Consider the following 12,723-nt stretch of genomic DNA (forward strand, 5'->3'; position numbering starts at 1 on the left):
TACTATTGATGTTTTTAAGCCCTTTAGAATCGCTATTTATGAGCAGCACCCCAGATACACGATTAATTTGGATTGACCTTGAAATGACAGGTCTTGATACGGATAACGACAAGATTATTGAAATTGCAACAATTATTACAGATGACAACCTTAATATTTTAGCTGAAGGGCCTGTTTTAGCTGTCCATCAATCAGATCTCATTTTGAATGCAATGGATGAGTGGAATACCAAGCAACATGGTCAATCTGGTTTGATCGAACGCGTACGTCGCAGCAAGTTGAATGCACAAGATGTAGAGCAGCAAACACTTGAGTTCTTAAAGAAATGGGTCAATCCAAAATCTTCACCGATGTGTGGTAATTCGATTTGCCAAGATCGCCGTTTCTTGCATCGTTTAATGCCAGAGTTGGAACAATTTTTCCATTACCGTAATTTAGATGTGTCTTCTGTGAAAGAGTTAGCGAAACGTTGGAGACCTGAAATTATGAGTGGTTTAAAGAAAAATGCCTCACATTTGGCGATGGACGATATTCGTGATTCGATTGCTGAATTAAAATATTACCGTGAATACTTTTTTATTATGAATCATTAAAAGTCATTGATTCTCAAAAGTAGTTAGCTGTGATATTGGCTAATAAAATGGTAACCCCAAAATAATGAGCATTAAGCTGATTGTTTTGGGGTGAATTTTTGATGTTCAAAGATATTGTTAGGATGCACTGATTGATAAGTGATTTTAGTTTTAAGCCTAGCAATTATTTGCAGTATTTTCATTTTTATAAATTAAGTAATTATCCAATAAACTAAAAAGTATACAGGCAAAAACAAGACTTATTCCAGCGATGCACGTCATTGTCCAACCACCATGATTCCATGAAAAAATCCCAAGTGCAGAGCCACAAGCACCGCCTGTAAAATACGCCGTCATATATATGGCATTAATTCGAGATTTTGCATCAGGTCTTAAACGGAAAATAATACTTTGATTACTGGTATGGACAAGTGCTAAAGCCAATTGGATAACGGCAAATCCAAGAATGTAGCTGAATAGAAAAGTTTGTCCAAAATAGAAACAAATCCAACTGAGGATGAACAAGCCACAACCGATCCAAGTTAATTGTTTGGTATAACCTTGGTCAGCGTAACGACCTATATGTTGAGTTGATAATGCGCCGAAAATACCGACAAGGCTAACCATTCCAATCACAAGGTCAGGAAGATGATGTGCTGCTGTGAGCAATAAAGCAATCGTTGAGTACAAAATACTGACTGCCGCAAATGCAAAAGCACCTGTCAATGCACGTAATAGCAAACGTTTTTCTTGTTTTAATAATTCAGCCATAGAGACAAAAATTTGTCTGTAATCCAATTTGATTCGCATAACATATGGAAGTCGACTTTTGAGTGCATAAGCCAAAATCAACATTAAAATACCACTCACGACATAAATGACTTTCCAATGAAACAAATTTGAAAACAGCCCTGCAAGACTTGTGGAAAGTAAAATACCAACCAATAAACCACTCATGAGAAAGCCAACAACTTCACCTGTTTTTTCTGGTTCAACAGTCATGGTTGCGAGTGGAATTAACACTTGAGCAGCGACAGAAAATAGTCCAACTAGAATTGTACCAATCCAAAGCATTGGTAGATTCACAGAGAAAGCACAAATAAATAGGCCTACCGCACATAATGCCATTAAGAGCGGAATAAATTTGGTCTTATTAACGACATCGCCCATTGGAACAATAAAGAGCAAACCGAGCGCATAAGAAACTTGAGCAAAAGTTACAGTCAGAGCAGCTTGCCCCTCTGTCACTGCAAAAAATTGCTGAATGGAGTGAATTAAGGGTTGGCTATAATAGTTTGCACCTGCGCATAAACCACATGCTGCTGCCATAAACCAGAGTAAGGTTTTATTTTGACTCATATTTTGGGTGTTTGACATAATATTCTCCTCTCTGGTTCTTAGGCAGTATACGCAGTCGCTTCGATTTCAATTTGCATTTCTGGTAATGCTAAGCCTGTGACTGGAATAAGTGTACAAACAGGGAATTCATAAGTTTTCCAAAGATCCACTATTGTTTTAATCGCCAGCTGATGTTTCTGAGTGTCATGATCAACAATCAGAACACGTAACACGGCAATATCTGAAAGTGTTGCTTGAATTGAGGCTAAAGCCTGTTGAATATTATAAAAGACTTGTTGTACCTGTTGGTCAAAAAAAGGTGAAAGTTCATCATTTTTATTTTCTCCACCTTGCCTCGCGAGATGAATAATTCGCATATTCGGTTTCACAACAGCAATATGACTATATCCATTGCTTTTAGGATGATAGAGCGTTTCAGGACTAATTATTTGAAAGGCTTGAGTATTTATTTTATTCATTACGGTACATCTTTATAAAATATGATATCTGCTAGTATCAAAGTTCAAGTTAACTAGAGATCAAGGAAATTTTGAAACAATATTCCCCAGAAACATGGCTTAGCATCGGAGAACTTGCAAAACGTAGCGGCGTAAGTGTTTCAACGATTCGTTTTTATGAAGAAAAAAATCTGATTTGGGGTACTAGAACGGAGGGGGATCAGCGTAGGTATCAGCGTGCGATGCTTAGGCGAATTGCAATTATAAAAGCAGCTCAACAGGTTGGGATCAGTTTAAAACAAATAAAACAAACGCTGAGTATCTTACCAAAGCAACAAGTGGCTACGAAAAAGATTGGCAAATTATGTCACAAGAGTGGCAAGGGCAATTGGATCAGCAAATCATGATGTTGTTGCAGTTAGGCCAACAATTGGATCAATGTATCGGTTGTGGTTGTTTGTCTTTGGAGCAATATCTTTTGCGAAATCCTGAAGATTGTCTGGCAGAGGAGGCAATGGGTGCACATTTTCAAGAAATTTTATTTTTAATGAATCAAAAAAATGAGTCAGAATTTTAAAAGATGATTTTATTGCACTAATTTTGTGCATTTTTTGAGGTTTTACTAGATAAAATCATACAAATATCACTTGAAAAAATGCCATTTAAAATTTTTACATTTATTTTTGATAATTATCTTGATTGATCTCTATTCACATCTTTGAATCATTTTGAATGATTTGCTTAGTCTTTACTAATCGATGATTTTATCTGTAAAAATTTGATCGAAGTCGCTCTAAAAACGCTATAAATGTTCTAAGAAGCCAATCCCACCGATTAATTGCATGATTATGATGCAGATTCGGATGATTTATAAATCACAATACGTTCAATATCTAAACCAGATAAGTAATTTGTATTGATTATAAGTCATTGATGCAACAAAGCCCTGATTTATTATTTATACCTTACTTTTTTATCTGTTGTTGATGACTGAAAAAGATAGTGAGCTGGTGAGTTTGTTTAAATAATCAGATTTACCTATATAGTATATAAAGATAAAGTGTTTTTACTTATAAGTAGGCAAACATGCTGATTATATAAGTTGTAAGCATTAATCTGAATCATCAGTTCAAAATATAGGTATTTATTAAATAAATATTGGGTGGAATTTTAAAAAAGTTCCATTAGAATCCAAAATTCAACAAAGAATACTCCTGGGGGAAACATTGCTACTCGCGATGTTTACTTAAGAAAAACTAGCTTGAGGAACGCTCATGCAGATCGGAATCCCAACCGAAACTGTTGCAGGTGAAAGTCGTGTAGCGGCAACACCAGAAACAGTTAAGAAGTTGATTAACGCAGGTCATAGCATTGTCATTCAACGTGGTGCTGGTGTTAAAGCAGCCTATATTGACAGTGCTTATGAACAAGTTGGCGCAACTATTACGGACGATGCTTATACAGGCAGCCAAATTATTTTGAAGGTACGTGCCCCTAAAGGTGACGAAATTCAAAAACTTGCGGCAAATACAACTGTAATAGCTATGTTTGACCCTTACCGCAATCCAGAATTAGACCAGTTTGCTACTCAGCAAGTGTCTGCTTTTGCTTTAGAGTTACTTCCTCGTACGCTTTCACGCGCACAAAACATGGACGTACTTTCTTCTCAAGCAAACTTAGCGGGTTATAAATCTGTATTGTTAGCTGCGGCTGAATATCAACGTATGTTCCCAATGTTAATGACTGCTGCGGGTACCGTAAAACCTGCGCGTGTTGTGATCATGGGTGTTGGTGTTGCTGGTCTTCAAGCGATTGCGACTGCAAAACGTTTAGGTGCAGTTGTAGAAGCAACTGACTTACGTCCAACGGCTAAAGAACAAGTTGAGTCTTTAGGTGGTAAATGGTTAGACGTACCAATGTCAGACGAAGAAAAACAACGTGCTGCTGAAGCTGCGAAAAGCGGTTATGGTTGGCAGCCGGGTGAGCAATACATCAAAGATCAAGCTGCGATTGTAGATAAAGCTGTATCAAATGCTGACATCGTAATCACGACAGCATTGATTCCGGGTCGTAATGCTCCGCGCCTGATCAAAGCTGAAACTGTTGCCAAGATGAAACCGGGTTCTGTCATTTTAGATATGGCAGTTGAAACGGGTGGTAACGTTGAAGGTTCTAAAGAAGGCGAAACTGTTGTTACTGAAAATGGCGTGAAAATTTTGGGTATCCCAAATATTCCAGGCACAGTTGCAACAGAAGCATCTGCATTGTATGCACGTAACGTTTTCAACTTCCTTGAAACATTATTCGACAAAGACAAAAACTTTGCGATCAATCAAGAAGATGAAATCCAAAAAGCGTTACTCGTGACTCATGGCGGTCAAGTACTGCTCAAGCGCGGTTAAGGAGAGTTCTCATGGTTGAAACGATTACAATTTTCGTCCTTGCCATCTTCGTAGGTTACTACGTAGTTTGGGGAGTAACACCTGCGTTACATACACCACTTATGGCGGTAACGAACGCATTGTCTTCAATCATTATCGTTGGGGCAATGATCCAAACCGTGGGTATGCCTGTGATTGGTGTTGAAGCAAATGTAGCTTTCCAAAGCGTAAACGTTGTGAGCATCTTGGGTGCAATTGCTGTGTTCTTGGCAAGTATCAACATTTTTGGTGGCTTCGCTGTAACTGCTCGTATGCTTGAAATGTTCAAGCCGAAGCAAAAGAAAAAAGAGGGCTAATAGATGGAATTTATTCGAGACTATGCGGATTGGTTCTACCTGATTGGTGCCGTCCTTTTTATCTTAACTTTGCGTGGTTTGTCAGGTCCTAAAACTGCAATTGCAGGTAACCGTTACGGTATGATCGCAATGGCGATTGCTGTAGTTACAACATTCTTTGTTGCAGAACATCCAGTTGTTTGGATGATCGTTGGTGCGATGGTACTTGGTGCTGTTGTTGGTATCGCGCGTGCGAGAACAGTTCCAATGACGCAAATGCCTGAGACGGTTGCATTGATGCACTCTCTCGTCGGTTTGGCTGCAGTATTAATTGCGATTGCTGCGATTCTACACAACAACCAACTCAATGTATTATTTGAACAAAATGAAGCTGCTTTAACTGCTGCTGGTGTTCAGCACGCACATATGAGTCCAGTTCATTTATTTGAATTGTTTGTTGGCTGTTTCGTTGGTGCGATTACATTTACTGCGTCTGTATTTGCTTACGGTAAATTAGCTGCAAAAAAATGGGCAAAAACAATTTCTGGTGCATGGGTTAAACCAGTTCAAGCAATCATTTTTATTGCGATGCTTGCATGTGGTTTCTACTTTTTCACTACGGGTAACATGACTGCATTCTGGGCAATGACAGCACTTGCACTTGCATTTGGCTGGGTGTGGATTGCGCCAGTCGGTGGTGGTGATATGCCAGTTGTGGTATCACTTTTGAACTCATTCTCTGGTTGGGCTGCAGCAGGTATTGGTTTCACACTTGAAAACAATATGTTGATCGTTGCGGGTTCACTTGTAGGTTCTTCTGGTGCAATTCTTTCTTACATCATGTGTAAGGCGATGAACCGTTCAATCATCAACGTCTTGTTTGGTGGTGCGATGGGCGGTGTAGCTGCACCAACGGCAGCAGCGGGTGCGCAAGTGCAACGTAACTACCGTTCTGGTTCTGCTGATGATGCTGGCTTCTTGATGTCAAATGCAGACAGCGTGGTGATTGTACCTGGTTATGGTATGGCACAAGGTCGTGCACAGAATGCGGTAAAAGAATTGGCAAACTTGTTGAAAGAGCAAGGTGTAACAGTTCGCTTTGCGATTCACCCAGTGGCAGGTCGTATGCCAGGTCACATGAACGTATTGCTTGCAGAAGCTGATGTACCGTATGAAGACATCCTGGAAATGGATGAGATCAACTCTGACTTCCCAGCAACAGACGTGGTACTGGTTATCGGTGCGAATGACGTTGTTAACCCAGCAGCGAAAGATGATCCAAGCTCACCAATCTATGGTATGCCGATTCTTGAAGCGCATAAAGCACGTACCATTATGGTGATCAAGCGTTCTATGGCAACAGGTTATGCTGGCTTAGACAATGACTTGTTCTATAACGACAAGACCATGATGATCTTCGGTGATGCCAAGAAAGTTGTGGAAGATATGACGAAAGCAATCAATGGTGGTGGTCACTAATCTGACCTCAATCAGGATTGTAAAAGCCACCTTTGGGTGGCTTTTTTATTTTCGATTTAATTAAAGATATTTTTTTACAAGATCCATAGATTGAGTATAAAGGTCGCGCGCAAGCTGTTGGTTTTTAGCATGTGGTGATTTCCAATCTGGCATATGTGCACTGACATATTCACCATTACGATTTGCCCAATGATCTGCAATAGCCATATCTGTAATTAACTTTGCAGGAACCGAGGTGGGTACTAAACCGATTTTCATAACTTCATATACTGGTTTAGGGAGTTCTCTATAGATATCTGATGCAACACCGCCTGGATGTAAAGCATTATTGGTAATTGTACTGTTTGCCATTTGTTCAGCCAGTGCATTGCTGAATAAAAGATTCGCTAACTTAGACTGCCCATAATAAAACAGCGGATTGTAAAAACCTTCTGCACGGAACTTATTAGGTTTGATTGAACCTGCCCAATGTGCAATCGAAGCAAGATGTACGATTCTGGCTTTAGGTGCTTTTTCTAATACTGGGAGTAGTTTTTGCGTCAAAAGAAAGTGACCGAGATAATTCACCCCAAATTGTTGTTCAAATCCATCAGCAGTGAGTTGCTTGGTTTTGGCAAAAAGGCCAGCATTGTTGATTAAAACATCTAGATTGCCATATTGATTAGCGATTTGATCTGCCGCTTTTCGGGTTTGTTCAAGACTATTTAAATCAAGTGAAACTAAGTCTACTTGTGCTTGATCAAGTTTACGTAATTTTTCTTGTGCAGCTTGTGCTTTTTGAGGATTGCGGCAGGCAAGAATGACATGTTGTCCTTGTTTGACCAATTGTTCCGCTGTAGCAAAGCCAATCCCTGTATTTGCACCTGTAATCAAGACCTTCATGTGTTACTCCTGTGATACTTTTTATTAACCGAGTTCTAAGGTGGTGTTATAGTGGGTTAAATTTGACAATTTGTCATGTCAATTTTTTAAAATTACCAATAGCTCATCTTTGTACTTTGAGTAAAAAACTTTAATCATCGATAAGAATGTTAAATCGCTTTTTTATGATAGATAAATATAAACCAATAAATTTTTTGAATAAATGAAGTTTGTTTTGGCATTCTCTTTGCATTTAATTTCTTGTTCTTTTTAGGGGAATTATATGAAAAATGTCGTATTGATTTTGCCATTTCTGTTGTTTCTCTCTTCCGCTACTTTTGCCGAAACTGCACCTAATATTCAAGAAATTCGCCTTTCCTTGGATAGCGTGTGGGTGGTTGTTGGTGGAATTTTAGTTTTCTTTATGCAAGCAGGATTTGCTTTAATTGAAAGTGGATCTGTTCGTAGTAAGAATACCGTTAATGTTCTTATGAAAAATTATATGGACACCTGTATAGGCGGCATCATTTTCTGGCTATTTGGTTTTGGTTTGATGTTTGGTTTAAACCAGACAGGATGGATTGGCCTCAGCCATTTCATGCCAGACCAACTAGATGACTGGCATTGGAATTTATTATTTTTCCAAATGATGTTTGCAGCAACAGCAACCACCATTGCAAGTGGTGCGATGGCGGAGCGAATACATTTTGTGGCCTATGTGGTGAGTGCTATCTTTGTCAGTGGTGTGATTTATCCGATATTTGGAAGTTGGGCTTGGGGAGGGTTGTTTGGTGGAGATGGTTGGTTAAAAGCTCTGGGTTTCATTGATTTTGCAGGTTCAACAGTCGTGCATTCAATTGGTGGTTGGGTGGCACTGGCAGGCATTATCGTGTTAGGACCACGTTTGGGTCGATTTGGTCGCAAAGGGCAAAGCCATTTTTTAGCAGGGCATAACTTACCTCTCGTTGCATTAGGAGGCTTTATTTTGTGGTTTGCTTGGTTTGGTTTTAATGCCGCTTCAACCGTTGCAGCCAGTGTTAGTATTGGGCGTATTGCATTGAATACACATCTTGCTGCGTGTGCGGCAGCTTCAACTTATATGATTCTTGCACTGCTTCAATCAAAAGCAGTCTTGATGCGTCATACGATTAATGCTTCATTAGCGGGCCTAGTCGCAATTACGGCAGGATGTGCCACAATGTCACCGCCGTTTGCCATTATCACAGGGGCAATCGCTGGATTTTTAATTACCTTTGTTCCACAATTTATAGAAAAGATGCAGTTAGATGATGTGGTGGATGCTGTGACTGTTCATGGTGTTTGTGGTGCATGGGGGACATTAGCCGCAGGTATTTTCTTTGAAAAAGCACTATTTAATTTAGGTATTATTCTTGTTCAGGCCTTAGGTGTGGGGGCTGCATTGATTTGGGGATTTGGTGCATCTTTTATTATGTTTAAATTACTCGATAAGCTCTTGGGTGGTTTGCGAGTTTCACAACAACATGAACAACGTGGTTTGGACTACACTGAACATGCGGAGTTATCTTATCCTGAGTTTCAAAGAGATGTGACTTTTGAGACTGAAAACATCACTCATCGGCATTAAGGGGTGATTGCTATGGTGGAACTGACAATTGAACAAAAGAAGCAGGCAGTCACAAAAGGATTATCCCAATTTTTGCCAGATACCGTGTTGCAACGTGTTTTACACTATTGGGAAAGTGAATATGGTCATCAGCCTTCTTTTGTATTAAACCGTTTTTTAAGTGAAATTTGTACAACACATGAGTTGCAGTTGCTCCGCAAAGACATGTTGCGTCAGGTCTTGCATGAAATATCGATTGTTGAAAAGCAGCAACATCTTGAGGTTAAAGAGGATCTAGAGGTGGTGATTGCGGAAGAAGAGCAGCCTGTAGATCTATTTCAAGCTTTTTATGATTTTATAATCACAATTTTAAAGTCAGTTCATCGGAATGATTATTTAGAGTTCGTAGATGAATTGGGGATAAAAATGAAAAAGCATCGCTTATTGGCTGCTTATCGATTTATTGATGGTTCAGAAAAAAATTGTCTTAAGCAAATACCTCAAACACTCTATGCTGAACTGATTACAATTTTTTATGCCATTTATTGTGATTTTTATGGACCAAATAAAGCTGATCAGCTCTATGCGCAGATTAAGAATACAGTGAAGCAACAATATCCTGAAATTGATTTAAAACAGTTACTATGAATATAAAAAAAGCGACCAATTTGGGTCGCTTTTTTGAGCATTACGCTACTGATTCTGGTGCACGCCACAAACTTTCTAAGTCATAGAACTTACGGGCGGTAGGTAGCATAACGTGTACAACAACGAACCCTAGATCAATTAGGATCCATTCAGCGTCTCGTTCACCCTCAACACCAATTGGGCGAAAACCTGCTTTACGTGCTTCATCAGCAACATTGTCAGCAAGTGCTTTGACGTGACGAGTAGATGTTCCGCTTGCAATTACAATCGCATCGGCAACATTGCTAATAGAACTTACATCAAGTTCTAGAATATCTTTGGCTTTTACATCAGTAAGGGCTTCATGTACAACTTTTAAACAAGCATGTACATCTTTGTTTGCTGTTTTGATTTTTAGGTCGTGAGAATTAGAAGCGCTGGGCGATGGTTCTAAATTCATAGAGGGTATATTTTCCTGACAATTGCTCATCGTCAAATATACCGTTTTTCTCTATAAAATTCAAATTTCAGCAGTAACAGTTTATGTATTCACGTCATTGGAAAAGTACTTTTCTTTCCATGCAAAAGATTGATCTGATTGAATTTTTGGTCGGTATTCTGCACCAATATAACCTTGATAGTCACTTTGACGTAACCAGTCAAAAATTTGCTTATAGGGAATATTTCCTGTGTCAGGTTCATGTCGATTTGGATAATCGGCAAATTGGATATGTCCAATTTGATGTAAATTTTCCTGTAATCCAGCCAAAATCTCTTCACCCATCATTGCCATATGGTAACAATCATATTGCATTTTTAAAGCAGGATGGTTGACGACTTCCAGCATTTCTTGGGCTTGAGCGATATTCTGAACTAGAAAGCGTGGCATATCTGTGCCATTAATCATTTCAAAAACGGGTTCAATACTTTGTTCAGTGAGCATGTGGCAAGCAAGTTTCAAATTGCTTGCTAAGGTATTTAAACAAGGTAAGAGGTCAGCATCTTGAGGCTGTTTACCCGCTAAAATATTGACTCGAGGAACATTCAGAGCCTTTGCATAACGAATTGCAAGCATAAGGGCATGATGAAATTCAATTTCTTTTCCAGGAATACCTGCTAGGCCATTACCGCCCTGCATTAAATCGCCAGCAGGCACATTAATGAGGCAAAGGGAAAGATCGTATTGTTCAAGCTGAGTTTGAATATCAAAAATTTCTAATTCATATGGGAACTGAATTTCGATATGTTGGAAGCCATGTGCATGGGCTAAAGCAAAACGCTCAATCAAAGGGACTTCCGTAAAAATCATCGATAAATTGACTGCAAGATGGCTCATATTCAATCTCCTTCAATCAATTATTATTGCTCTATATATTGAATAATAGTCGCTAAATCATTATCAGCAAAGCCGTTTTCTTGGTGGGCTTGTAACTGTAGCAGAGCTTTTTGTGCAACAGGTATATTTAGGTTAAAACTATGTGCAAGTTTTAATGCATTATTAAGGTCTTTAGATAAGGTCTGCACTTTCCATTGCACAGGCTCGAAAGTATGGGTTGCCATACGAGGAGCTAAAATTTGAAATGGTTTAGAATCTGCAAAACCGCCCGCGAGAGCAGGGGCAAGTAAGCTGGTATCTACGCCTGCTTGGCTCGCTAATGCAACAGCTTCAGCGATCAACGTGCTATTTGCTGCAACAATTAATTGATTACAAATTTTGGTGGCTTGTCCAGTCCCTGTTTCACCCATACGGGTGACACGTTGTGATAAGACTGTATAAATAGGCTCGAGTGCTTGGATGGTGTGTTCATCGCCACCAGCAAAAATGACCAATGTACCTTGTTCTGCCCCGATAGTCCCACCTGAAACAGGCGAGTCAATCCAAGTCACTTGTTGCTGTTGGGCAGATTGTGCCAATTGTTGTGTCGCGGTTACCGACAAGCTAGAAAAATCAACAATCACTTGCTCTGCTTTTAAATAGGGTCGGATTTGATCGAAAATGCTTTGAACAGCTTGATCATCCGCTAAACATATTAAAATAACAGGATATTCCGCAATCTTGTTTAATTCTAACTGAGTTGCACCTTGTTGAATAAGTGCTTCACATGCATGTTGGCTTCGATTCCATACCGCTACAGTATAACCAACTTGAAGAAGTCGAGAAGCCATACGTGTACCCATTAAACCCATACCTAAGAACGCGATAGGTGTTTGTTGATTCGCATGCATGTGAATTTATCCTCGTGCTTATTTATATTGGCGCGGCAAGAATTGAATTTCTGGATTCTTATCTTTTTTACGTGCAAGGCTACTGTTTTTACCTAAAAGTAATTTAAGCTGCCACAGTTTTTCTAAACGTAAAGCCTTTTCAGGTTGATGTTCCATTGCATCCAATACTCGTTTTGCTGCCATAATTGCATCTGGCGAGCGCTGTAAGATTTCTTGAGCGATCACGTTTGCTTTGGCTAATGGATCTTGATCTAAATGTGTCACTAGACCAATTTCTTTAGCGTATTCTGCGTCAAAGATACGCGCAGTCAGCGTTAGTTCTTTGGCTAGATCAACGCCGATCAGCCCTTTTAATGAGCGGGTTAAACCCATGTCAGGTACTAGGCCCCAACGGCTTTCCATAATCGACATTTTAGTAGTGGGAGTCGCAATACGAATATCCGCTGCGAGTGCAAGCTGCATTCCTGCACCAAAGCAAAAACCTTCGATCGCTGCAATAACTGGAATAGGCAAATTTTGCCAAATTAAAAAAGCTTTTTGAAATAAGCTTTGTCCTGGCTTAATTAGTTCCCATGCTGCAAATGCTGTATTTTTTGGATTATTTAGATCTGATAAGTCGATACCAGCACTAAATACCTGTGCTTCACCCGTGAGGATGACACAACGAATTGAACGATCTTTCTCAATTTTTTTAGCTGTTGCAACCAATTCTTTTAATAATGCAAAACTCATTGCATTGCGTTTATCTGGTCGATTTAAGGAAACAGTTGCAATCCCATTGTTCTTTTCAACGCGTAAAAGTGCCATTTACCATACTCTTATTGTGTTTGATTGGGGCAGCATAACATGAGTCTTTAACCT

At 39.4% G+C, this 12,723-nt stretch carries 13 protein-coding genes and 1 pseudogene; 7 read left to right on the forward strand and 7 right to left on the reverse strand.

The features are described from left to right. Nucleotides 1-38 precede the first annotated feature (38 nt). Nucleotides 39-593: an oligoribonuclease gene (orn, locus tag M5121_RS09155; RefSeq protein WP_034601948.1), complete on the forward strand. Its 555-nt coding sequence runs from the start codon at nt 39-41 to the stop codon at nt 591-593. Between the two features lie 156 nt (nt 594-749). Here the strand turns inward: orn and M5121_RS09160 are convergent, their stop codons facing one another. Together M5121_RS09160 and M5121_RS09165 are read right to left on the reverse strand one after the other, a co-directional pair. Beyond that, complete coding sequence (locus tag M5121_RS09160) at nt 750-1,949, reverse strand: MFS transporter (protein ID WP_249570997.1); 1,200 nt, start codon at nt 1,947-1,949, stop codon at nt 750-752. A gap of 20 nt (nt 1,950-1,969) precedes the next feature. After that, nucleotides 1,970-2,389: a RidA family protein gene (locus M5121_RS09165; RefSeq protein WP_249570998.1), complete on the reverse strand. Its 420-nt coding sequence runs from the start codon at nt 2,387-2,389 to the stop codon at nt 1,970-1,972. 71 nt (nt 2,390-2,460) lie between these two features. Here M5121_RS09165 and soxR point away from each other — a divergent pair. The 4 genes and pseudogenes from soxR (at nt 2,461) to M5121_RS09185 (ending at nt 6,563) form a co-directional block, all read left to right on the forward strand. Next, nucleotides 2,461-2,945 (forward strand): annotated as a pseudogene (gene soxR, locus M5121_RS09170) (redox-sensitive transcriptional activator SoxR). Nucleotides 2,946-3,642: 697 nt separating this feature from the next. After that, entirely contained in the window at nt 3,643-4,770 is a 1,128-nt protein-coding gene (locus tag M5121_RS09175; RefSeq protein ID WP_087536582.1) for a Re/Si-specific NAD(P)(+) transhydrogenase subunit alpha, read from the forward strand. Between the two features lie 11 nt (nt 4,771-4,781). Further along, a complete protein-coding gene (locus M5121_RS09180; protein WP_004681730.1) occupies nt 4,782-5,105 on the forward strand; it encodes a proton-translocating transhydrogenase family protein in 324 nt (107 codons plus the stop codon). 3 nt (nt 5,106-5,108) lie between these two features. Further along, complete coding sequence (locus M5121_RS09185) at nt 5,109-6,563, forward strand: NAD(P)(+) transhydrogenase (Re/Si-specific) subunit beta (protein ID WP_249570999.1); 1,455 nt, start codon at nt 5,109-5,111, stop codon at nt 6,561-6,563. A 60-nt stretch (nt 6,564-6,623) separates the two neighbouring features. On the opposite strand, the gene M5121_RS09190 is transcribed toward M5121_RS09185, so the two are convergent. Continuing rightward, nucleotides 6,624-7,445: an SDR family NAD(P)-dependent oxidoreductase gene (locus tag M5121_RS09190; RefSeq protein WP_249571000.1), complete on the reverse strand. Its 822-nt coding sequence runs from the start codon at nt 7,443-7,445 to the stop codon at nt 6,624-6,626. 262 nt (nt 7,446-7,707) lie between these two features. On the opposite strand from M5121_RS09190, the gene M5121_RS09195 reads away from it, so the two are divergent. Together M5121_RS09195 and M5121_RS09200 are read left to right on the forward strand one after the other, a co-directional pair. Next, nucleotides 7,708-9,030, forward strand: coding sequence for an ammonium transporter (locus M5121_RS09195; RefSeq protein ID WP_249571001.1), 1,323 nt, complete (start codon nt 7,708-7,710; stop codon nt 9,028-9,030). A gap of 12 nt (nt 9,031-9,042) precedes the next feature. Further along, complete coding sequence (locus M5121_RS09200) at nt 9,043-9,657, forward strand: hypothetical protein (RefSeq protein ID WP_249571002.1); 615 nt, start codon at nt 9,043-9,045, stop codon at nt 9,655-9,657. A 40-nt stretch (nt 9,658-9,697) separates the two neighbouring features. Here the strand turns inward: M5121_RS09200 and rsfS are convergent, their stop codons facing one another. The 4 genes from rsfS to M5121_RS09220 form a co-directional block, all read right to left on the reverse strand. Next, nucleotides 9,698-10,096: a ribosome silencing factor gene (gene rsfS / locus M5121_RS09205; RefSeq protein ID WP_004664160.1), complete on the reverse strand. Its 399-nt coding sequence runs from the start codon at nt 10,094-10,096 to the stop codon at nt 9,698-9,700. 81 nt (nt 10,097-10,177) lie between these two features. Then, the gene (locus M5121_RS09210; protein WP_249571003.1) at nt 10,178-10,972 is read right to left on the reverse strand and encodes a hydroxypyruvate isomerase family protein; all 795 of its coding nucleotides are present in this window, start codon (nt 10,970-10,972) and stop codon (nt 10,178-10,180) included. A 23-nt stretch (nt 10,973-10,995) separates the two neighbouring features. Then, nucleotides 10,996-11,862, reverse strand: a complete 867-nt coding sequence (locus tag M5121_RS09215) for an NAD(P)-dependent oxidoreductase (RefSeq protein ID WP_249571004.1) — start codon at nt 11,860-11,862, stop codon at nt 10,996-10,998. A gap of 18 nt (nt 11,863-11,880) precedes the next feature. Continuing rightward, nucleotides 11,881-12,669, reverse strand: coding sequence for a crotonase/enoyl-CoA hydratase family protein (locus M5121_RS09220; RefSeq protein WP_005164310.1), 789 nt, complete (start codon nt 12,667-12,669; stop codon nt 11,881-11,883). Nucleotides 12,670-12,723 lie beyond the last annotated feature (54 nt).

The sequence above is a fragment of the Acinetobacter sp. ANC5681 genome (assembly GCF_023488045.1).
Taxonomy (GTDB): domain Bacteria; phylum Pseudomonadota; class Gammaproteobacteria; order Pseudomonadales; family Moraxellaceae; genus Acinetobacter.

What these genes read in the sequence shown, in the direction of transcription:
- M5121_RS09200 (WP_249571002.1), top strand. Translation starts at nt 9,043, where the DNA reads ATGGTGGAACTGACAATTGAACAAAAGAAGCAGGCAGTCACAAAAGGA.
- rsfS (WP_004664160.1), bottom strand. Translation starts at nt 10,096, where the DNA reads ATGAATTTAGAACCATCGCCCAGCGCTTCTAATTCTCACGACCTAAAA.
- M5121_RS09185 (WP_249570999.1), top strand. Translation starts at nt 5,109, where the DNA reads ATGGAATTTATTCGAGACTATGCGGATTGGTTCTACCTGATTGGTGCC.
- M5121_RS09195 (WP_249571001.1), top strand. Translation starts at nt 7,708, where the DNA reads ATGAAAAATGTCGTATTGATTTTGCCATTTCTGTTGTTTCTCTCTTCC.
- orn (WP_034601948.1), top strand. Translation starts at nt 39, where the DNA reads ATGAGCAGCACCCCAGATACACGATTAATTTGGATTGACCTTGAAATG.
- M5121_RS09180 (WP_004681730.1), top strand. Translation starts at nt 4,782, where the DNA reads ATGGTTGAAACGATTACAATTTTCGTCCTTGCCATCTTCGTAGGTTAC.
- M5121_RS09160 (WP_249570997.1), bottom strand. Translation starts at nt 1,949, where the DNA reads ATGTCAAACACCCAAAATATGAGTCAAAATAAAACCTTACTCTGGTTT.
- M5121_RS09220 (WP_005164310.1), bottom strand. Translation starts at nt 12,669, where the DNA reads ATGGCACTTTTACGCGTTGAAAAGAACAATGGGATTGCAACTGTTTCC.
- M5121_RS09175 (WP_087536582.1), top strand. Translation starts at nt 3,643, where the DNA reads ATGCAGATCGGAATCCCAACCGAAACTGTTGCAGGTGAAAGTCGTGTA.
- M5121_RS09190 (WP_249571000.1), bottom strand. Translation starts at nt 7,445, where the DNA reads ATGAAGGTCTTGATTACAGGTGCAAATACAGGGATTGGCTTTGCTACA.
- M5121_RS09210 (WP_249571003.1), bottom strand. Translation starts at nt 10,972, where the DNA reads ATGAGCCATCTTGCAGTCAATTTATCGATGATTTTTACGGAAGTCCCT.
- M5121_RS09215 (WP_249571004.1), bottom strand. Translation starts at nt 11,862, where the DNA reads ATGCATGCGAATCAACAAACACCTATCGCGTTCTTAGGTATGGGTTTA.
- M5121_RS09165 (WP_249570998.1), bottom strand. Translation starts at nt 2,389, where the DNA reads ATGAATAAAATAAATACTCAAGCCTTTCAAATAATTAGTCCTGAAACG.